Raw genomic sequence first — 19,582 nt, forward strand, 5'->3', positions numbered from 1 at the left:
CGGTTGCAGAAGGAGTCCCTTCCCCATGCCACAGCTCGCCCTGGGAAAACAGTTCTTCGAGAGCGGTGAGTACGACGAACTCCCTCCGGTCGCCCGCAAGAACATTCGGATCGCGATGGAGAAGTTCCGCAACTTCACCTCGGGTGAGCTCAAGGCCGATCGAGGACTCAACTTCAAACCGCCCCAGGGGCGCCGCAGCCGCAACATCTTCACCTTCAAGGTCGACAACTTCTACCGGGGTGTGGTCCTGGCACCGGAGAAGGGCGACAGCTACCTGCTGTTGAAGGTCATGGCACACGACCCCGCCTATGACTGGGCCAACAAGCAGGACGCCGGAGTCAACCGGCTCACGGGTGCGGTGGAGATCTGGGACGCGGACGGGTTGGAGCGCCTGACCCCCGATCTGGAGGAGCGCGCGGCCCCGACCGCACCCGAACAACGGCTCTTCGCCCAGGTCTCCGACGGGGACCTGGCCACCCTGGGCATCGACGACAGGGTCCTGCGTGCCGCGCGCACTGTCGTGGACTCCGATCAGCTCGCGACGCTGGTGCCGTTCCTGCCCGAGGACCAGTGCGAGGTGCTCCAGTACCTCGCCGCCCAGTTCTCCGTGGAGGAGATCTGGCGCGAGGTCGTGGCCCACCGGCCCGTCGGCGCGGTCAAGAACGACCTGGACACCGCCATCCGCAACACCCCGACCCGGGTCAAGCTCGTCTCCGGCCTGGACGAGCTGGAGGAGATCCTCTCCCAGCCCTTCGCCTCCTGGCGGACCTTCCTGCACCCCGCACAGCGCAAGGTCGCCTACAAGGCCAGCTATCCCGGCAGCTACCAGGTCACCGGAGGCCCAGGCACCGGCAAGACCGTGGTGGCCATGCACCGGATCCGACACCTGCTCTCCTACCTGCGCCCGGACGAGCGGGTACTGCTGACCACCTTCACCAACACCCTGGCCTCTGCGCTGCGTGCGGGTATCGGCCAGCTGGTGGAGGACCCGGCCCGTTTGGACCGGTTGGACGTCACCACGGTCAACACCCAGGCCAGCGAGGTGCTCACCGAGGCAGCCGCGGGCACCAAGCCGTCCTACGTCAACGACAGCCAGGAGCTGGAGCGCTGGCGCGACCTCGTGGCAAGGCTCGACCTGCCATGGACCGCGGAGTTCCTGGCCCAGGAGTACCGCCACGTCGTCCTCGCCCAGCGTTTGGACAACCTGGAGGACTACCGAACCGCCACCCGGCGCGGGCGCGGCCACCCGCTGAACGACGGCCAGCGCGCCCGAGTGTGGGAGGCGGTGACCGCGTTCACCGACGAGATGACAGCCGACGGGGTGCGCACCCAGCTACAGGCATGTGACGAGGCAGCACGCATCCTGGAGGAGAAAGGGCCCAGGTACCGTCATGTGGTGGTGGACGAGGCCCAGGACCTGCACCCTGCCCAATGGCGGCTACTGCGAGCCCTCGTCGCCCCGCGCCCGGACGACCTCTTCATCGCGGGTGATCCCCATCAGCGCATCTACGACGCCAGGGTCTCCCTCAAGACGCTCGGCGTGAACGTGGTGGGCCGCTCGCAGCGGTTGCGCCGCAACTACCGCAGTACCCAGCAGATCCTCACCTGGGCCAGCCCGCTGCTGGCGGGGGAGAAGGTCGAGGCCCTCGCAGACGGGGGTACCGAGTCCCTTGCCGGCTACCGTTCGGCGCTCCAGGGGCCCAGGCCCACCACGCACGCCGCCGACGAGACGGGCGGCGAGCTCGATGCGCTCGTGGACAGGGTGCGCGAGTGGATCGACGCGGGGATCGAACCCGCCTCGATCGCTGTCGCCGCGCGGTTCAACTGGGTGGCGAAGAAGGCCGTCAACGCGCTCACCGGGGCCGGGATCGACGCGCGGGCGCTGCGCACGGCCGGTGAGAAGGAATCCGGAGTGCGTGTGGGGACGATGCACTCGCTCAAGGGGCTGGAGTTTCGCTGTGTCGCCGCCATCGGCGTCAACGACGGGGCGCTGCCCTTCACGAAGGCGGTCACACCCGAGGAGGTGGACCCCCTGCAGCACCGGACCGACCTGATTGCCGAGCGGTGCCTGCTCTTCGTTGCCTGTACCCGGGCGCGCGACCACCTGTACGTGTCGTGGACGGGGAAGCCGAGCCCCTTCCTGGCAGAGGCGGGCATCGCCTGACGTTGATCGAAGGGCGCACACGAGAGAGAGGCGAACAGACGTTTCCGAAGCACTCCGTTGGGCTGGAGATGACGCATTAGACCAGTTCGCAGGGGTCGCGGTACGCTTAAATTGCTCTCTGTCGAGCAGTTGTGATCGAGGTGCGCCATGGACGACGGGACGACGGCGGCACCAACCGCCGCGATCGACCTGAGGTCTCGCGTGAAGGGACCCGTGACCGCCCCCGGGGACGAGGGCTACGACGCCGCCCGCAGTGTGTGGAACGGGATCATCGACAAGTATCCCGCCGCGGTGGTGCGGGTGGCGGACGAGAACGACATCGCCGCGGTGATCGCCTACGCGCGTGACCACGACCTCCCACTCGCCGTGCGGGGCGGTGGCCACGGGGTCTCCGGGAACGGCACGGTCGACCGCGGCGTCGTCGTGGACCTGGGTGATATGAGAGCCGTGGAGGTCGACGACGCGCAGACCGTCCGGGTCGGCGGCGGTGCCACACTCGGCGACGTCGACACCGCCACGGCCCCACACGGTCTCGCGGTGCCCCTCGGTGTCGTCTCGCGGACCGGTGTCGGCGGCCTGACGCTCGGCGGCGGCATCGGCTGGCTCACCCGCTCCCACGGTCTCTCGGCTGACAACCTTCTGGCCGCGGACCTGGTGACGGCCACGGGTGAGCGGGTCCGCGCGAGCGACACCGAGAACCCCGACCTGTTGTGGGGCCTGCGGGGAGGCGGCGGCAACTTCGGCGTGGTCACGCAGTTCACCTTTCGGGTCCACCGCCTGCCGGCGGAACTCTGCGCGGTGAACTTCGTCTACGCGGAACCGCGGTGGCCGGAGGCGGTGCGTGCGTGGGAGGAGTGGACCCGCGACCTGCCGGACCCGATGCAGTCGATCATGACGTTCATCGTTCCGCCCGCAGTGCTGGAGGCCGGCGACGAGCCGCTGCTCATACTCTCCGCGTTCTGGTCCGACCCCGACGACCGCGCCACCGGTGAACGGCTCCTGGAGGACCTGCGACGCGCCGTCCCACCCGACGTGGAGATGCCCCAGACCGACTGGACGGCCTGGCAGTCGGCGTTCGACGTGCTGGGACGCAAGGGACTGCGCGGCTACTGGAAGAACACCTCGTTCGACACCCTGGACGACGCGGTGCTCGAGGTCCTGCTGCAGCGGGCGCGCGAGCAGCGCTGGGTGGGGACGGGTATCGACGTTCACCACATGGGCGGGGCGTTCGCCCGCGTCCCCGAGGACGCGACGCCGTTCCCGGTACGCACCTCGCGCTTCTGGCTCAACGTCTACGGGGCCTGGCCCGATCCCGCCGACGACGCGGCCCGCACCGCCTGGGTGCGCGGCTTCGCCCACGACATGGAACCGTTCTCCTCGGGCGGGCTGTACGTGAACTTCCTCGGCCGCGAGGAGGGGACCGACCGGCACGAGGCGGCGCGGGCCGTCTACGGATCCGAGAAGCTCGACCGGCTCGTCGCGCTCAAGCGGCGGTACGACCCGCAGAACCTCTTCCACCTGAACCACAACATCCCGGTGGAGTGACCAGGGCCCGGCCCTCGTCATCAGGGGAGGCCCGGTCCGCAGCGTCAACAGGCCGAGGAAGGGCTGACGACACGCTCCTCCTGATGGCCCCCGTGTGGTGTGTGCTCGGAGGCGTCGTGACCCGGCGACCCGGCTTCGTGCGAGCTCCGACCGGGATCCGGACGAGAGAGCCCGCGTACTCCGAGTCGTCGTCACATCCGCCCGTCTCCTACTCGCCCTTCCTTCACCCGGCGGCGGCATCCTTCACGTACTTCCGCAGCCCCTGCGGGGGGAGGGGAACGCCGGTTTCGCTCTCTCCGACGTCGGATCCGGCTGCGGTCGGGACTCCGGACCACCTGGGCTGATCGCTCCGCGGACGGAGGATCGTGCACCGCGCGGCCCCCAAGGACGTGAAGCCGTCCAAGCGCCTGAGACGGCACCTTCGGCAGATCGAGCGCGCCATGCCTGGCTGCAGGGACGCCGCCGCTACGACACAAGGCCGACCACTTGTCGATCTGGTCCGGTATCGCATGGAAACTGATCCATTTCCACAGAATTACCGAATGAGATGATCTCTGGATCTCGATACTGTGGGCCGGGATCGAAGGGTTCCAGGGATCCCCCTTTCTCCCTTGGGAGGCACAAGTGAGCTTTTTGCCCGACCGTGTTCCGAGTGAATCGCATGACCGGAGGCCCGTACACCGGCACAATCCACAGAACCACGTGGTTCAGCGGTACGAACCGAATGTGCACGCCCCCGGTGAGATGAGCTTCGTCTCCGGGGCCGGCCGCGACGAACAATGGATGCGGATGCCCGAGGCCGCGCGCGAGCGGATGTGGCGGTATGCCGGGGCGAACCCCCTTGTGTGGTGGTCCTCCGCCGAAGCCGGGCGGCGTCCGAGAGCCGTTCTGTTCGGTGATCAGGCCCTGTGCTTCGCCGACCCGCGGTTGAACACCGACCACAGACCGGTGTACTCGATATCCGTCTACCACGTGGACCCCGCTTCGCTGCACCGGACGGAAGTGCGACACCGGCCCAGACCGCACGGTCGGCTCGGCCGGGTGAGAGTCAACGACTCGACGCGGACGGCGGGCCCTCCGGACGCACGCCGCGAGGCCTCCTCGATCCAGTCGCACGTCCTGGAGGTGCTCGGCCATCTGCCTCCGCAGGCCCAGGAGTTCCTGCAGTTTCCGTTCGCCTCCGGGCAGGAGATCCTGCGGCAGGACTACCATTACTTCGGAGAGTCCGGAGGTGACCTGAGTGTCTTCTGCCTGGTCCTCGCGGGCCCACGGGACATCACCGCCGTCGACGGCACCCGTACCATCCCGGTCGGCCACACCGAAGCCGACGCCCACTGGGACCTGCGGTGCTACCGGGCCAAGGTGGTCAAGCGGAGAGGCCGCTGAGAGCTCGTGTCTTCGAGGGGATCATCCCCTGGCACACGTCCGCCCGAAAGCCGTGCGCATCGAGGCGGACGGCACCCTCCAAGTACGCGTCGATGACGCACAGAGCTGTTGCGGCACAGCCTCGGCCCTGCATCCAGCCTCCTCGCCGGTCGAGTCCTCTACCACCCCTCACCGCGAACCTGCAGTCGGTCCCGAGCATCGCAGGCCGCTATGGCTCAGGGGACCGGCGCAACCGGCAGTGCAACTGCCCCGGCAGCCGCCCCACCCCGGTGTGCCCGACTTCGCGGCCCTTCGCCCCCACCGGGCAGAAGGCCAGGTCCGGGCATGGGGCCGCCCCGGGAAACCGCTCATCCTTGGGAGCCTGACACGCGGGGTTTGGTACTGAATATGGTCTGATGGGGTCAGATATCTTTTTCAGGTGCACTGGACCAGGTGAAGGGGTGTCCGGGGTGGACGTCCTCCGTAGGAACAACGTGACGATCACCGGGGCGGACGAGGGACCCACGGTGGTCCTCGCCCACGGGTTCGGCTGCGACCAGAACATGTGGCGCCTGGTCGTGCCGGCCCTCGCCGAGCGGTACAGGGTGGTGCTCTTCGACTACGTCGGCTCCGGCGGGTCGGACCTGTCCTCCTGGAGCGAGGAGAGGTACTCCTCGTTGGAGGGGTACGCCCAGGACGTGGTGGAGGTGTGCCGGGCACTGGGCCTTGAAGGAGCCGTGTTCGTGGGCCACTCGGTCAGCGCCATGGTCGGTGTCCTCGCAGCCCGGGCGGTGCCGGAGCGCATCGGGGCCCTGGTGATGGTGACCCCCTCGCCCCGCTACATCGACGACGCGGGCTACCGCGGGGGCTTCACCACCCAGGACATCCACGAACTGCTGGCCTCGCTGGAGTCCAACTACCTGGGCTGGTCCTCGGCCATGGCGCCGATGATCATGGGCAACCCCGATCGGCCCGAGCTGGGACAGGAGTTGACCGACAGCTTCTGCGCCACCGACCCCGACATCGCCCGGGTCTTCGCCCGCACCACCTTCCTGTCCGACAACCGCGCGGACCTGAAGAGCGTGGACGTCCCGACCCTCGTCCTGGAGTGCTCCCAGGACCTCATCGCCCCCCGCGGGGTCGGCGCCTTCGTCCACGAGTCGATCCCCTCTTCCCGGCTGGTCACGCTGGACGCCACCGGCCACTGCCCGCAGCTGAGCGCACCGCAGGCCACCGCGGAGGCGGTGCTGGACTTCCTGGACACCCTCTGGCGCAGAGCGCGGAGGAACTCTACGATTTCGCGCCCTGCGGGTACCTGTCGACGCTCATGGACGGCACGATCGTCCGGATCAACGCCACACTGCTGCAGTGGCTCGGCCTGGAGCGCGACGCCGTGGTGGACCGTATGCGCTTCAGCGACCTCCTCACCGTGGGCGGCAGGCTCTACCACGAGACGCACTTCTCGCCGCTGCTGTACATGCGGGGCCAGGTCAGCGGTATCGCCCTGGAGATGAGGGCGGCCGAGGGCACCCGTCTCCCCGTGCTGGTCTCCTCCGCCGTCAAGCACGACAGCGGGGGCGAGCCGCTGCTGATCAACACCAACGTCTTCGACGCCACCGAACGACGCGCCTACGAGGAAGAACTGCTGCACCGCCGCAAGGAGGCCGAACGGGCCCGTATCGAGGCCGAGCGGGCGCGTCAGCAGGCCGATACCGACCGGGCCCGCCTGCGGGAGACGCTCGCCGTCCTGCAAAGGGCGCTCCTGCCCGGCAAGCTGCCCACCGTGCCGGGCATGGAAGCGGCCTCCTACTACTACCCGGCCTCTCCCCACCAGTTGAGCGGTGACTTCTACGACCTCGTCCGCCTGGACGAAACGCGCTGGGCGTTCTTCCTCGGCGACGTGCGCGGCAAGGGCCCCGAGGCCGCGACCCTGACCGCCAGGGCGCGGTACGCCCTGCGCGCCGCCGCCCTGCACGCCTCCGATCCCGCCGAGGCCCTGCGTACGCTGAACACCGTCCTCGTGGAGGGCCAGGCCCTCGACGAGGAGCCCCGGCACTGCACCGTCGTCTTCGGCCTCCTCGAACCCGGCGGCGACGGCGGACCCGCCCGGGTCCGGCTGGCCTCGGGAGGCCATCCACCGGCCATGGTCCTGCGCGCCGACGGCCGGGTCGACCTTCTGACCACCCTCGGAGGGATGCTCGTCGGCGTACTGCCCGGGGCCGACTTCGTCTCGGCCGAGACCACCCTGGCCCCCGGTGACACCCTCCTGCTCTACACCGACGGCCTGACGGAGGCCCGCACGGGTCCCCGGCGCGACACCCTCTACGGCGAGGAGGCCCTTCTCGCCTTCGTCGCGGACCACGCTCCTTCCAGCCCTACCAAGGCGATCACGGTTCTGAGCGATCTGCTGAGGAGCTTCGGTGACGGCCTCGACGACGACACCGCGCTCCTCGCGCTCGGTGTTCCCGCATCCCGTGCGTCTGCCGGGAGGGCGGACACCGCATGAGCCCTCGCCGACCACGCCCGTAGCACGCCAGCACCAGGGGGCTTGGTCGCCGGCGGGCGCGCCGCCGCCCGGGCCGTCCGGTCCCGGCTGCGCCGGTGACCGTGCCGGATACTGGTGTCCATGGCGATCATCCACAGGGCTACCCTCACACCGAGCAAACCGACCCTGATCGGGGCCTGGCTGGACACCCGGCCGTGGGCGGGTCGGGGGCCCGACGAGGTGCTGGGCGCGTACCGGTTCGACGATCCGGACGGAGAGGTCGGAGTGGAGGCGTTCCTGGTCCGCCGCGGGAACCGTCTGCTCCACGTGCCGCTGACCTACCGCGCCGCACCCCTCGCCGGACACGAGAGCCATCTCGTCGCGACCCTGGAACACTCCGTCCTCGGACCACGCTGGGTCTACGACGGTGCCGTGGACGAGGTGGCGGTCGCGTGTTTCCGGCGGGCTCTGGAAGGCGAGCAGGAACAGGCGGAGCTGGAGATCTGGGAGGACGGCCGCGTCGTGGGGCACAGGCCGCAGCAGGTTCTGGTCACCAGGGAATCCGGCGAGGAGAAGGCCGGTGACGGCCCGGCTCAGGGCGGGCAGGTGCTGATCCCACATGTGCTGGACGCCGAGCCCGAGGGAAGGTCACGGCTCCGCGCCAGGTGCGGAAACCTGCGGATGGTGGTCGCGGCACTGATCTGACTCCAGGCCTTCCGGCCCTCGGTATCCGCCGTGCGGTCCCTCGGATCCCGCGGCGGATCGCGGATGACGCGGGCGGCTCCGGGAGACCCCGAACCCACCCCTCGGCGGAACGCGACTCGTCCGCCCGTCTCCTGCCGCCCCGGCTCGCCGGGTTCGCCGCGGACAACGTCCACGGACTGCTCGCCCTGATCTACCAGGACGAACGGGGGAGCGGAGCACTGTGAGTCGCCGGCCTCGGCCGTTCCGTCCTCCCGCCCCGGGCGGAGCACCCGAGCGCAACCCGCAGACGCCTCCCGCGAACCGGATCGGACGTCGCAGACTACCGGGACCGTTCTCTCCCCGCCGCTCGGGCGGGGAGAGAACGGTCCCTGCGGCTCAGGCCGGGGAGGGTTCCAGGCCCAGTTCCCCGGTCAGGAACCGGCGCAGGTGGGCGCGGGCCTGCTCGATGCTCAGCGGCGGGGCGCCGCGCAGGCGGCGCAGGGCCAGACCGTCGACCAGGGCGTTGAAGCGGGTCGTGGTCTCGGCGACGTCGGGGCAGCGGAACTCCCCCCGGTCGCGGCCACGGGCGATCAGCTCGGCGACCCGGTCCGACCACTCCTCGTACCGGCGGTGCTGGCGCGAGTCCGGTTCCAGGCTGGCGTCGGCCGCCCAGTTGTCGAACCACAGCCGCCAGTGCCGGTCGGTCTCCGCGCTGAACACGCCCTCGATGAGCGTGGTCATCCCCTCCGCGGCGGTGGGGCAGGCCAGCATCCGCTCGCCGAGCGGGCGGTAGTAGGCGTCGATCTCGATCGACACCGCCTCGCTGAGGATCTCCCGCACACCGCCGAAGTGGTACGTGATCGTGCCGACGGACACCCCCGCCGCGCGGGCGATGTCGCGCACGCCCACCCGGCTCGCCCCGTGCTCGATCACCAGCGGTACCACCGCCTCCAGGATGAGCCGCCGCCGCACCTCGGTGGGTTGGCGGGTCCGCTTGTCCGGCGCGACCGCGCGGCGCCGGGCCCCCGCCGTCCCGGTGGCCGGCGCCCCCTCGTCCGGGCCGGTCATCCCGCGGTCCTGGGGATCTCGCGCTGCCAGCGCCGGGTGGCGACGACCTCGCCGCCGGAGCGGGCCTCCACCGTGCTGTGCACGACGAAGTGGTCCGCGGTGGCGGTCAGCTCGCTCGACGTCCGCACGGAAACGTCCCAGTCCTCCCGGCGCATGGTGATCTCCCACTCGGATCCTGCCATGGCCGACAACGGGTCGTCGACCCGGATCCGGTACCGTTCCCGCGCCTTCTCCGTGTACACGAGCCCGTTCGGGTAGGTGCGCGACCCCCCGTAGTTGGGGTCGACGTCGAGCACCCACTCGCCGGTCCCGACATCGTGCGACACCAGGCGTTCCGGCCGGGCCTCCGACGCGCCCAGTTCCACCGCCAGCGGCGGCGCCTGCTCCGGCTCCTCGAACTCCACCGGCGCACGCCCCTCGTCCGTGCCCGCGGGCCGCACCGGGAGCAGCAGCGCGCTCCGGTCGGGCCACATGGTCAGGGCCGGGTCGTCGGGCTGCGGCCACACCCAGGGCCAGTACGCGGTCGACACCGCCACGCGGATCCGGTGCCCGGCGGGGAACGCGTACCCCGTCCCGGTGAGCTCCACCTCCACGTCCTCGGGGTTTCCGGGCTCCCACGGCACCGACCGGTCCCGGCAGTACCGGCTGCCCAGGTTCAGCACGCCACGGGTGACGAGGGTCGAGGCCCCGTCGGGGGCCACGTCGCACACGCGCACGATCACCGTGCCCCTGGGCCTGTCGGCGTCCAGGCGCAGGCGGACCCGCGCCCGGCCCAGGACCTCGACGCGTTCGGCCAGCGGCTCGCCGTCGAAGCACGTCGACCGGCCGTCCTCCTCCCGCTGGTCGGGTGGCAGGTCGGTGGCGTTGCCGTAGGGGAAGAAGCGGCCCGCGTCGACGCCCGTGTGCTGGGGGCTGTGCACCGTCACCGGCGCGTCGCCCGCCGCGCCGAGGGCCTGTTCGGACCAGCGGGTCGCCGGGGAGGGCCAGGCGTCGTCGGTGGCCCAGCGGCCGGGCCGCTCCGTGTAGGCGGTCGCGGGAGGCACCGGATCCTGGATCCACGACCTGAGCCGCGGGGTGTCCATGGCGCCGTTGTCCGCGTCCTTGAGCCAGTGGTCCCACCAGCGCAGGGTCTCCTGGAGGAAGCCGATGTGCGGGCCGGGCGGCCGTGCGATGTCGGGGTACTGGTGTGCCCAGGGCCCCAGCAGCCCGCGCACCGGGCCGGGCAGGTGCTCCACCAGCCGCAGCACGGTGTCCCGGTAGGGGTCGGCCCAGCCGCCGACGGCCAGTACCGCGGCGTCGATCGCCGAGTAGTCCTCGCACACGCTGCCGTGCCGCCAGTACTCGTCCCGGGTCTGGTGGTCCAGCCAGGTGTGGACGAACGGCTCCAGCGCGTCGAGGCGCTCCTTCCACATCGGCAGCCACGCGTCGCCGACCGTGATCGGGTCCGGAGGCCGGGCCGTGAACGCCAGCATCGTGCCGGACCAGCCGACCATGTCGATGCCCAGCACCGAGCCGCCGATGTAGTGCACGTCGTTGTCGTAGCGGTCGTCGGCCGAGCACACCGTGACGATCGCCTTGAGCGGCTCCGGGCGCCGGGCGGCGATCTGGAGCGAGTTGAACCCGCCCCAGGAGATGCCGAACATCCCCACCCGGCCGGTGCACCAGGGCTGTGCGGCCAGCCACTCCACGACCGCGACCCCGTCGGCGGTCTCCTGCTCGGCGTACTCGTCGAGCATCACGCCCTCGGAGTCCCCGGACCCCCGCAGGTCCACCCGCACCGACGCGTACCCGTGGCCCGCGTAGTACGGGTGGCGCTGGGCGTCGCGCGGCGACGTCCAGTCGCCCTTGCGGTAGGGCAGGTACTCCAGCAGCGCCGGGACGGGGTCCGCCAGGGCGTCCGCCGGCAGCCACACGCGCGCGTGCAGCCGCGTGCCGTCGGCCATCGGGATCCAGTCCTCGCGGACCTCGACCTCGCGCGCGAAGTCCTCTCGGTAGCGCATGCTCCCCCGTTCGTCTCTCGTGTGGGCCCGTGCGTGACGGGACCGTTCGTGTGCCAGGAACCGTGTGTCAGGACCCGCGTTTCAGGAGCGCGGGTCGGAGCCGTCGGCGTCCCACCGGCGGATCCGGTGGCCGCCGCCCAGGTCGATCCACTCCGGGTCGGGAACCTCCGCCAGGTCCTCGGGCGGGGCGGCAGTGACCCCGGTCGGCGCGGAGGCCCGCGCGGTCGCGCCGCCGCCCTCCCCGACCGGCCGCGGTTCCAGGACCGCGTCCAGCAGCCGCCGGGTGTAGGGGTGGTTGGGGCCGGAGAAGACCGCTGCGACCGGGCCCTCCTCCACGACCAGTCCGTCCCGCATCACCGCGACCCGGTCGGCGATCCCGCGCACCACCGCCAGGTCGTGGCTGATGAAGACGAGCGCCAGGTCCCGCTCGGTGCGCAGGTCGTCCAGCAGGGCGAGCACGGCCGCCTGGACCGACACGTCGAGCGCCGTGGTGACCTCGTCGGCGACCACCACGCGCGGGTCCCCGGCCAGGGCGCGGGCGATGCCGACCCGCTGGCGCTGCCCGCCGGAGAGCTGCCCGGGCAGCCGGTCCGACAGCGCCGGGTCCAGGGCGACGTCCGCGATCAGCTCGCGTGCCCGGTCGTCGGCGCGGGCCCGCTCGGCCAGGCCGAAGAACCGCAGCGGCCGGCGCACGGCCTCGCGGACGATCCGTCGAGGGTTGAGGGAGGTGTCGGCGTTCTGGAACACGAGCTGGACGCGGCGGCGGACGCCGGGCGGACGCCGGCGCGCCAGCACGGCCAGGTCGCCGTCGCCGTCCCGGCTTCCGTCCCCGGGGCGGTCGTCGCCTCCGGTGGCCGCGTCGAGCAGCCGCATGGTTCCGGAGGACGGCGCGCGCAGGCCCGCCAGGGACCAGGCCAGCGTCGACTTCCCGCTGCCCGACTCCCCGACCAGGGCCAGCACCTCGCCCCGGCGCAGCCCGAGCGAGACGCCGCCGACGGCCCGGTGCGCGCCGTAGTCGATCGTGACGTCGTGCAGGGACACCACCTCGGGCGCGTCGTCGGGGACCGGCACGCGCTCGCGCACGGTCCGAGCCCCGTCCTCGGCGACCTCGGCCAGCCCCCGGTCGCCGATCCTGGGCACGCTCGCGAGCAGGCGGCGCGTGTACGGGTGGCGCGGCGCGTCGAACAGCTCGGCCGCGCCGGCCGACTCCACGACCTCGCCCTCCCTCATGACCACGACGCGTCCGGCCATCCGGGCGACGACCCCCAGGTCATGGCTGACCAGGACCGACGCCAAGCCGAACTCCTCGCCCAGCCCGGACACCAGGTCCAGGATCCGCGCCTGGGTGACCACGTCCAGAGCGGTCGTGGGCTCGTCCAGCACCAGCACCTTGGGCCGCGCCGCCAGCGCCATGGCGATCGCCACCCGCTGCTGCTGCCCGCCGGAGAGCTGGTGCGGGTACCGGCGCACGATCTCCCCGGGGGCGGGCAGGCCGACCTTCTCCACCAGGGAGCGGACCCGCTCCCGCCGTTGCGCGCGCGTCAGTCCCTGCGAGAGCAGGGACTCCCCGATCTGGGTGCCGACGCGCATCGACGGCGTGAGCGCGTGCCCCGCGTTCTGCCCCACCATCGCGATGTCGCGGGTGCGCAGCTCACGCAGGCCCCGCCGGTCCAGGGACAGCACGTCCTTGCCGTCGACCAGGACCCGGCCGCCGGTGACCCGGGAACCGTGCCGCAGGTGGCCGAGCAGGGCCCCGGCGACGGTGGACTTGCCGCTGCCGGACTCCCCGACCACGGCCACCGTCTCGCCGGCCGCCGCCTCGAAGGACACCTCGCGGGCCACGGTCACGTCGGCGCCGCCGGAACGGTAGGCCACGGACAGCCCCTCGACCCGCACCAGGGGGCCGGACTCGGTGCCGCTCATGAGCTCTCCTTCGCGCGGTCGACGCCCCAGGCCCGGGACAGGCCGTCGGCGGACAGGTTCAGCCCGACGACCAGGGTCGCCAGGGCGATGATCGGGGCGAGCGTCGCCCACGGCACCACGACCATGGCGGTGCGGTTCTCGGAGACCATCAGCCCCCAGTCCGGGGTGGGCGGGTTGGCGCCGAACCCGAGGAAGGACAGCGAGCTGATCAGCAGCACGACCCACGAGGCGCGCATCGCGAACTCCACCGACACCACGTGGGCGATGTTCGGCAGGACCTCGCGGACCAGGATGGAGACGGTGCGCTCACCGCGCGCCCGCGCGGCGGTCACGTAGTCGAGCGGGGCCACGCCCAGCGCCGCGGCGCGCACCACGCGCACCACCTGGGGCGCGTACACCACGGTCACGGCGAGGACGATCACCGCAGGGCCCGCACCGAGCACAGTCACCACGACCAGCAGCGCCAGAATCGGCGGGATGGCCAGGATCGCGTCCAGCACGCGCATCAGCGCGTCGTCCAGCCGTCCGCCCTTGAGCGCGGCCGCGCAACCCACGACGGTTCCCAGCGCCACCGCGCAGGCGGTCGCGGCGAAGGACACCGTCAGCGCGTAGCGGCCGCCGTACAGCACCCGGCTCACCACGTCGCGGCCGTAGGCGTCGGTGCCCGCCCAGTGGTCGGCGCCCGGCCCGAGCAGCGCGCTGCCGGGGTCGTTGGCGGTGGGGGAGTAGGAGGTGAGCAGCGGGGCGAACAGCGCCAGCAGCACGTGCAGGGCGACCAGGGACAGGCCGACCACGGCGGGGGTGGACCGCGCCAGCGAGCGCAGCGTCGTGCGGACCGTTCCGGTCGTTCCGGTCTCTTGGGCGGGCCCGGAGGCCCCGTGCGGGGACCCGGTCATCGGGCGCTCCTCTCTCCGGTGCGCAGGCGCGGGTTGAGCGCCATCGCCCCCAGGTCGGCGGCGAGGTTGCACAGCACGTACACGGCCGCGCTGACCACGGCGATGGCCTGCAGGACCGGCAGGTCGCGGTTGTGCACGGCCTCCAGCAGCATCCGGCCGACGCCCGGGTAGTTGAAGACGTTCTCGACCACGGCCACGCCGCCGACCAGCCACGCCACGTTCATCGCGATCACGTTCAGCGTGGGCAGCAGCGCGCTGGGCAGGGCGTGGCGCACCACGACCCGGCCCGTGCCGAGGCCCTTGAGCCGTGCGGTGGTCACGAACTCGCTCTCCATGACGTCGATGACGCTGGTCCTGGTCATCCGCACGATGTAGGCGGTCATCACCACCGACAGCGCGATGGTGGGCAGGACGATCGCGGGCAGCAGGTCGGCGACCGGCGCGGACGCCTCGTCCAGGACCACGGCGGGCAGGACCGGCACGGTGATGGACAGCGCCAGCACGAGCAGGGTCGCCACGACGAACTCCGGCACGCTCATCCCGATCAGCGTCAGGGTGGAGATCACCGTGTCCGGCCAGCGGTCCCGGTACAGGCCGGCGACGACGCCCAGCACGATCGAGGAGGTGACCGCGACGGCGATGGTGGCGACGGCGATGAGCATGGTGTTGCGCAGGTGCAGCCACAGGGTCGCGGAGACGGGCTCGCCGGAGACCAGGGACACCCCGAAGTCGCCGCGCACCGCACCGGTGATCCAGTCGAGGAACCGCAGGACGGCCGGGCGGTTCAGGCCCATCTGCTCGCGCAGCGCGGCCACGGCGTCGGGGGTGGCGTCCTGGCCGAGCACCTGCGTGGCCACGTCGCCCGGGAGCAGCTGCACGGCGGCGAACACGATCACCGACGCCAGGAGCACGGTGACGACCGCGGACAGCAGCCGCCTGGAGATGTAGACGATCATCAGGGCCTCAATCCGATGTTGAGGTAGTCGAACTCGAAACCGGACTCGTGGTAGTTGAGGACGTCCCGGGACAGGCCCACCAGCCGGTCGGCGAACATCGGGGTCATCGCGCCGCCCTCGTCCACGACCATCCGCTGGGCGTCCTGGTACAGGGTGCGGCGGCGGTCCTCGTCGGCCGTGGCTCGGGCGGCGTCGAGCAGGTCGTCGAAGGCGCCGTCGGACCAGGCGGTCTCGTTGTAGGAGGAGCCGCTGCGGAAGACCTGGTTGAGCAGCTGGTCGGCCGGGCGTCCCGTGTACCAGTACGTCGCCATCAGCGGCTTCTGCATCCAGATCTGGGTGTAGTAGGAGTCCGCCGAGGTGTTGCGGACGGTGATGTCGATCCCCGCCTCGGCCGCGGAGTCGCGGTAGGCCAGCGCCATCGGGGTGAACACCGGGTCGTAGGCGGAGGTGTAGAGCTCCAGGCTCAGCCCCTCGTGCCCGGCCTCCGCGAGCAGGGCACGGGCCCGGTCCGGGTCGCGTTCGACCGCGTAGTCGGTCCAGTAGGGCGTGTCGGGCGGGACCGGGTTGTCGTTGCCCGGTACGCCGGTGCCCTGGAGGGCCACGTCGATGACGTGCCCGGGGTCGTAGGCCAGCTTCATCGCCCGGCGCACGCGCGCGTCGGTGAACGGCTCGGCCGTGGTGAGCATCGGCAGCACGTACCACTGGGCGTTGACCGAGCGCGCGATGGTCGCACGCTCGGAGGCCTCGACGACGCGGGCGGTGGCGAAGTCCAGGTTGGTCTGCGAGATCAGGTCGACCTGGCCTGCCAGCAGCGCGTTGGTCCGCGCCTGGATGTCGGTCATCGAGAACATCTCGATGGCGTCCAGGGCGGGCGGACCCTCCCAGTGGTCGTCGTAGGCGACGATGCGGCCCCTGCCGCCGGGGGAGAAGGAGTCCAGCCGGAAGGGCCCGGTGCCGATGCCGGTCGCGCCGATCGTGTCGCCGTCCCCGTCGGGGACGACGTAGCAGTGGTAGTTGGTGAGCAGCGCCGGGAACTCGAAGTTGGGCGTGGTGAGCTCGACCACCAGCACGCCCGGCTCGGGGGTGTGCACCCGGCCCGGGTCGATCAGCGGGCCCAGCACCGTCCCCTGCGGCGAGGCGAGGCCAGGGTCGACGATCCGGCGGAGCGTGTAGGCGGCGTCCGCGGACGTGAAGCCGCGGCCGTCGTGGAAGCGGACCCCGTCGCGCAGCCGGAAGGTCCACACCAGGCCGGCGTCGTCCGACTCCCACTCCGTGGCCAGGTCGGGCGCGGTCTGTCCCTCCGCGTCCATCCGGACCAGTCGGCTGTACAGGGCCCCGAGGTACTCGTAGGCCGACAGGGAACTGGCCGGGTCCAGGGTCTCGGCCTGCGACGCCGGCGGCCGGGCCATGCGCAGCACGCCGCCGTCGGCGGTGGCGCCCGTGGCGGCGGCCTCGGGGAGCGCCGGCGCCGCCTGCGGTCCGGACGCGGCGCAGCCGGGGAGAAGGACCGCGGCCCCGAGCGCCCCGGCTCCCCCCAGGAGAGCCGTCCTGCGCGGGATCCGCGGCGGGGCGCCCTCGGCCCCCGGTGAACGCGGCATGTCTTCCCCTCCGTGATGTGCTGCGAACGGATCAATCGTTCAGTGAACGATTGATACGACTCATGCACGATAGAGGTCAGAAGTCGATGGTTCAACGGGTGGTAAAGCGGGTAAACGCGAGGGGTCACGTGTGTCCGCCGCGGATCACCGCAGGTCGGGCGTGTCATCGGACGGTCAGCGGTTCCGGGCTTCCTCGAAACCGACACGCCATGCGTCGGCTGCCCGCACCCACACCTGCGGGAACCTACAGTCGGTGACAGTCCGGCCGACGGCCGACGGGTACGGCGAGTGGTCAGGGGCAGGGGAACGCGTGGCCTGTGACAGGAGCGACCAGGAGCGGGCCTACGCCCTGCTCGACCTGGGGGACGAGATCGTCCACGCCCGGGCGCTGCAGATCGCGGCCGAACTGGGCATCGCCGACCTGCTCGTCCCGGGGCCCCGCCCGTTCGAGGACCTGGCTCGGCAGACCGGCTCCGACCCGGGAGCCCTCCACCGCCTGATGCGGCTGCTGGCCTCCCGCGGCCTCTTCCACGAGACCGGGCCCGGCGTCTTCGAGCTCACCGAGAGGGGCGGTCCGCTTCGCTCCGACCACCCGGCCACCGTGCGTTCCGTACTGGCTCTGGCGGGAACGGTGGCCCCTCTCGTCCTGGGGGGAGTCCGACACAGCCTGAGTACGGGTGAGGCCACCTTTCCGGTGGTCGCGGGAGAGCACATCTACGACTACATGGCGCACCACCCCGAACAGGGCCGCCTCTTCGACGAGGCGATGCTGGAGCTGACCCGTGTCATGGTGCCCGCGGTGCTCGACGCCTACGACTTCGCGGGCGCCTCCCGCATCGTCGACGTCGGTGGCGGTTCGGGGACCCTGCTGAGCGCGGTCCTGCACCGCGAGCCCGGTACGGGCGGGGTCCTCTTCGACACCCCCAGGGTCGCGGACTCCGCTCGCGGGAGGATCCGGGACGAGGGTCTGGCCGACCGGTGCTCGGTGGTCGGCGGGGACTTCTTCCGCGAGGTGCCGGAGGGCGGCGACCTCTACGTACTGAAGTGGGTCCTGCACAACTGGTCCGATGAACGCGCGACCGCCATCCTGCGCAGCTGCCGCAGAGCCATGAGAGAGGACGCGAAGCTCCTCGTCATCGAGTCGGTGCTGCCGTCGGACGGCGCCTCCCACCCGGGAAAGGCGATGGACCTGTCCATGCTCGTCCTCACCGGCGGGCGGGAACGCACCGAGGAGCAGTTCACCGAACTGCTGACCGGAGCCGGCCTGCGGCTGGAACGTGTGGTCCCGACCTCTTCGCCGCACAGCCTCGTCGAGGCCGCTCCCCGGTGAACCGCCCCTGGCGCGCCTGCCCCGTCTGGGAGGGCGGGCCGGGGTCAGGGCCCTTCGCCCACCCAGACCGGAGTGATGTCGACCGTGCGGATCAGCCAGGTCGTGTCCACACACCGGTAGGTGTGGTCGTACCGACCACCGACCGACCACCAGTCCGTGGGGTCCGCGCTGCGAAGGTGGACCGCGTACATGGAGGAACGGGATGTGGCACGGTCCCCGTCGACCCGCACCTGGTGGTTGGCGCTCAGATGATGGGTCCGGTGGTAGCGCCCCAGGTCGGCCGCCACGAACTCGGCGAGACCGGCACGGCCCCGGTGCTCCGCTCCCGGCCTCCGGAGAACCCCGTCCTCGGTGAACAGCGCGGCGTATCCGGTGAAGTCCTTGTCATCGAGGCAGTGGACGAACTCGGCCAGCAGGTCGCAGATGGCGGCGCGGTCGAGCAGCCGACGCAGGCGCGGGGCCTCCTCGTGCATGGTCCCTCCTGGATTCCGGTCCGATGGCGCGGTTCAGCCACCCAGCAGCAAGGCGGTGTCGAGGGTCAGGCCGGGACCGAAGGTCATGGCGACCCCGTACTTCCCGGAAGCCAGCGGCGTGGTGTCCTGGAGTTCGGCGATGACGAGCGGCAGCCCGGCGGAGGAGCAGTTCCCGTACTCCTGGAGGACGTGCCGGGAGGCGCGGGTCGCCGAAGGTCCGAGGGCGAGGCTCTCTTCGGCGGCGTCGATGATGCGCCGCCCCCCGGGGTGGACCGCCCACCAGCCGACATCCCCTGGAACCAGTCCGTGCGGGGAGAGCAGACCGGCGACCAGGTCGGGCAGACAGGCAGCGATCAGGTCGGGTATCGCTGCGGAGAGCCCCATCTTGAAGCCGTGGTCTCCCACCTCCCACGTCATGTGCTCCTCGTGTTCGTGGGCGGTGTGGGAGGCCAGACCCAGCACGACCGGTGCGGACCGGACATCCGCCGAACGGCCTGTGTCCCCCTCGACGACCAGGGCCACGGCCGCGTCGCTGAACAGGGAGTTGATGACGAACTGCTCCGTGTCCCACGGCGGGGGCTGCAGGTGCAGCGAGGACAGTTCGAGGCTGAGCAGCACCGCGGGCTCCGGATGGGATCTCGCGAAGTCCACACACGCGGCCAGACCGGGAAGCGCGGCGAAGCACCCCATGTGGCCGATCACGAGTCTGCGTGTGGAGGGGCGCATCCCCAGGTCCCGGATCAGCCGGGAGTCGACCCCGGGGGTCCCGTAGCCGGTCGAGGAGACGAGGCACAGCAGGCCGACCCCGTCTGCCGGCACCCCGGCCCGGTCGAGTGCTCCCCGGACCGCTTCCGTCGCCAGGGGCAGCCCCTCGTCCTGGAACCGGCGCATGCGGGGGGCCGTGGACCAGAGGGAGACGTCCTCGACCCGGGGGTCGATCACCAGATGGCGTTTCCGTATGCCGGAACCAGCCAGGATCCTGCGCAGAAGCCGCTCCCCGGGGTGGTCGGCGGGCAGCAGCCCGGGCAGGTCCGCCTGCTCCAGGGCAGTGGGCGGCAGGGCTGTACTGATACTGCTGATCCGAACCGCTTCCAT

Annotated in this window: 14 protein-coding genes and 1 pseudogene; 7 read left to right on the forward strand and 8 right to left on the reverse strand. The window is 71.5% G+C overall.

Features of this window, described 5'->3' with window-relative positions; translation table 11 throughout:
• The first annotated feature begins 25 nt into the window (after positions 1-25).
• The 6 genes and pseudogenes from Q8791_RS16210 (at position 26) to Q8791_RS16235 (ending at position 8,264) form a co-directional block, all read left to right on the forward strand.
• Complete coding sequence (locus tag Q8791_RS16210; protein WP_330092551.1) at positions 26-2,164, forward strand: DEAD/DEAH box helicase; 2,139 nt, start codon at positions 26-28, stop codon at positions 2,162-2,164.
• Positions 2,165-2,365: 201 nt separating this feature from the next.
• Positions 2,366-3,709, forward strand: a complete 1,344-nt coding sequence (locus Q8791_RS16215; RefSeq protein ID WP_330092552.1) for an FAD-binding oxidoreductase — start codon at positions 2,366-2,368, stop codon at positions 3,707-3,709.
• Between the two features lie 1,041 nt (positions 3,710-4,750).
• The gene (locus tag Q8791_RS16220; protein WP_330092553.1) at positions 4,751-5,095 is read left to right on the forward strand and encodes a hypothetical protein; all 345 of its coding nucleotides are present in this window, start codon (positions 4,751-4,753) and stop codon (positions 5,093-5,095) included.
• A gap of 395 nt (positions 5,096-5,490) precedes the next feature.
• A pseudogene (locus Q8791_RS16225) lies at positions 5,491-6,306 on the forward strand (alpha/beta fold hydrolase); the annotation flags it as partial.
• Positions 6,307-6,401: 95 nt separating this feature from the next.
• On the forward strand, positions 6,402-7,580 hold the full coding sequence (locus Q8791_RS16230) for a PP2C family protein-serine/threonine phosphatase (RefSeq protein ID WP_330092554.1): 1,179 nt from the start codon (positions 6,402-6,404) through the stop codon (positions 7,578-7,580).
• Positions 7,581-7,700: 120 nt separating this feature from the next.
• A complete protein-coding gene (locus Q8791_RS16235; RefSeq protein WP_330092555.1) occupies positions 7,701-8,264 on the forward strand; it encodes a maltokinase N-terminal cap-like domain-containing protein in 564 nt (187 codons plus the stop codon).
• 375 nt (positions 8,265-8,639) lie between these two features.
• Here the strand turns inward: Q8791_RS16235 and Q8791_RS16240 are convergent, their stop codons facing one another.
• The 6 genes from Q8791_RS16240 to Q8791_RS16265 all read right to left on the reverse strand — a co-directional run bounded on the left by Q8791_RS16240 (position 8,640) and on the right by Q8791_RS16265 (position 16,684).
• On the reverse strand, positions 8,640-9,311 hold the full coding sequence (locus tag Q8791_RS16240; RefSeq protein WP_330092556.1) for a TetR/AcrR family transcriptional regulator: 672 nt from the start codon (positions 9,309-9,311) through the stop codon (positions 8,640-8,642).
• Positions 9,308-11,311: a CocE/NonD family hydrolase gene (locus tag Q8791_RS16245; RefSeq protein WP_330092557.1), complete on the reverse strand. Its 2,004-nt coding sequence runs from the start codon at positions 11,309-11,311 to the stop codon at positions 9,308-9,310. Before Q8791_RS16245 ends, Q8791_RS16240 begins: the two co-directional genes overlap by 4 nt.
• A gap of 81 nt (positions 11,312-11,392) precedes the next feature.
• Entirely contained in the window at positions 11,393-13,234 is a 1,842-nt protein-coding gene (locus Q8791_RS16250; protein WP_330092558.1) for an ABC transporter ATP-binding protein, read from the reverse strand.
• Complete coding sequence (locus tag Q8791_RS16255; RefSeq protein ID WP_330092559.1) at positions 13,231-14,130, reverse strand: ABC transporter permease; 900 nt, start codon at positions 14,128-14,130, stop codon at positions 13,231-13,233. The genes Q8791_RS16250 and Q8791_RS16255 overlap by 4 nt, the downstream gene beginning before the upstream one ends.
• A complete protein-coding gene (locus Q8791_RS16260; RefSeq protein WP_330092560.1) occupies positions 14,127-15,086 on the reverse strand; it encodes an ABC transporter permease in 960 nt (319 codons plus the stop codon). The genes Q8791_RS16255 and Q8791_RS16260 overlap by 4 nt, the downstream gene beginning before the upstream one ends.
• Positions 15,086-16,684: an ABC transporter substrate-binding protein gene (locus Q8791_RS16265; RefSeq protein ID WP_330092561.1), complete on the reverse strand. Its 1,599-nt coding sequence runs from the start codon at positions 16,682-16,684 to the stop codon at positions 15,086-15,088. The genes Q8791_RS16260 and Q8791_RS16265 overlap by 1 nt, the downstream gene beginning before the upstream one ends.
• A 310-nt stretch (positions 16,685-16,994) precedes the next feature.
• Between Q8791_RS16265 and Q8791_RS16270 the strand changes: the two genes are divergently transcribed.
• Positions 16,995-18,014, forward strand: a complete 1,020-nt coding sequence (locus tag Q8791_RS16270; protein ID WP_330092562.1) for a methyltransferase — start codon at positions 16,995-16,997, stop codon at positions 18,012-18,014.
• 44 nt (positions 18,015-18,058) lie between these two features.
• On the opposite strand, the gene Q8791_RS16275 is transcribed toward Q8791_RS16270, so the two are convergent.
• The gene (locus tag Q8791_RS16275; protein ID WP_330092563.1) at positions 18,059-18,487 is read right to left on the reverse strand and encodes a nuclear transport factor 2 family protein; all 429 of its coding nucleotides are present in this window, start codon (positions 18,485-18,487) and stop codon (positions 18,059-18,061) included.
• Positions 18,488-18,520: 33 nt separating this feature from the next.
• Positions 18,521-19,582, reverse strand: a complete 1,062-nt coding sequence (locus Q8791_RS16280) for a type III polyketide synthase (RefSeq protein ID WP_330092564.1) — start codon at positions 19,580-19,582, stop codon at positions 18,521-18,523.

Source organism: Nocardiopsis codii (assembly GCF_036327455.1).
Classification (GTDB): domain Bacteria; phylum Actinomycetota; class Actinomycetes; order Streptosporangiales; family Streptosporangiaceae; genus Nocardiopsis; species Nocardiopsis codii.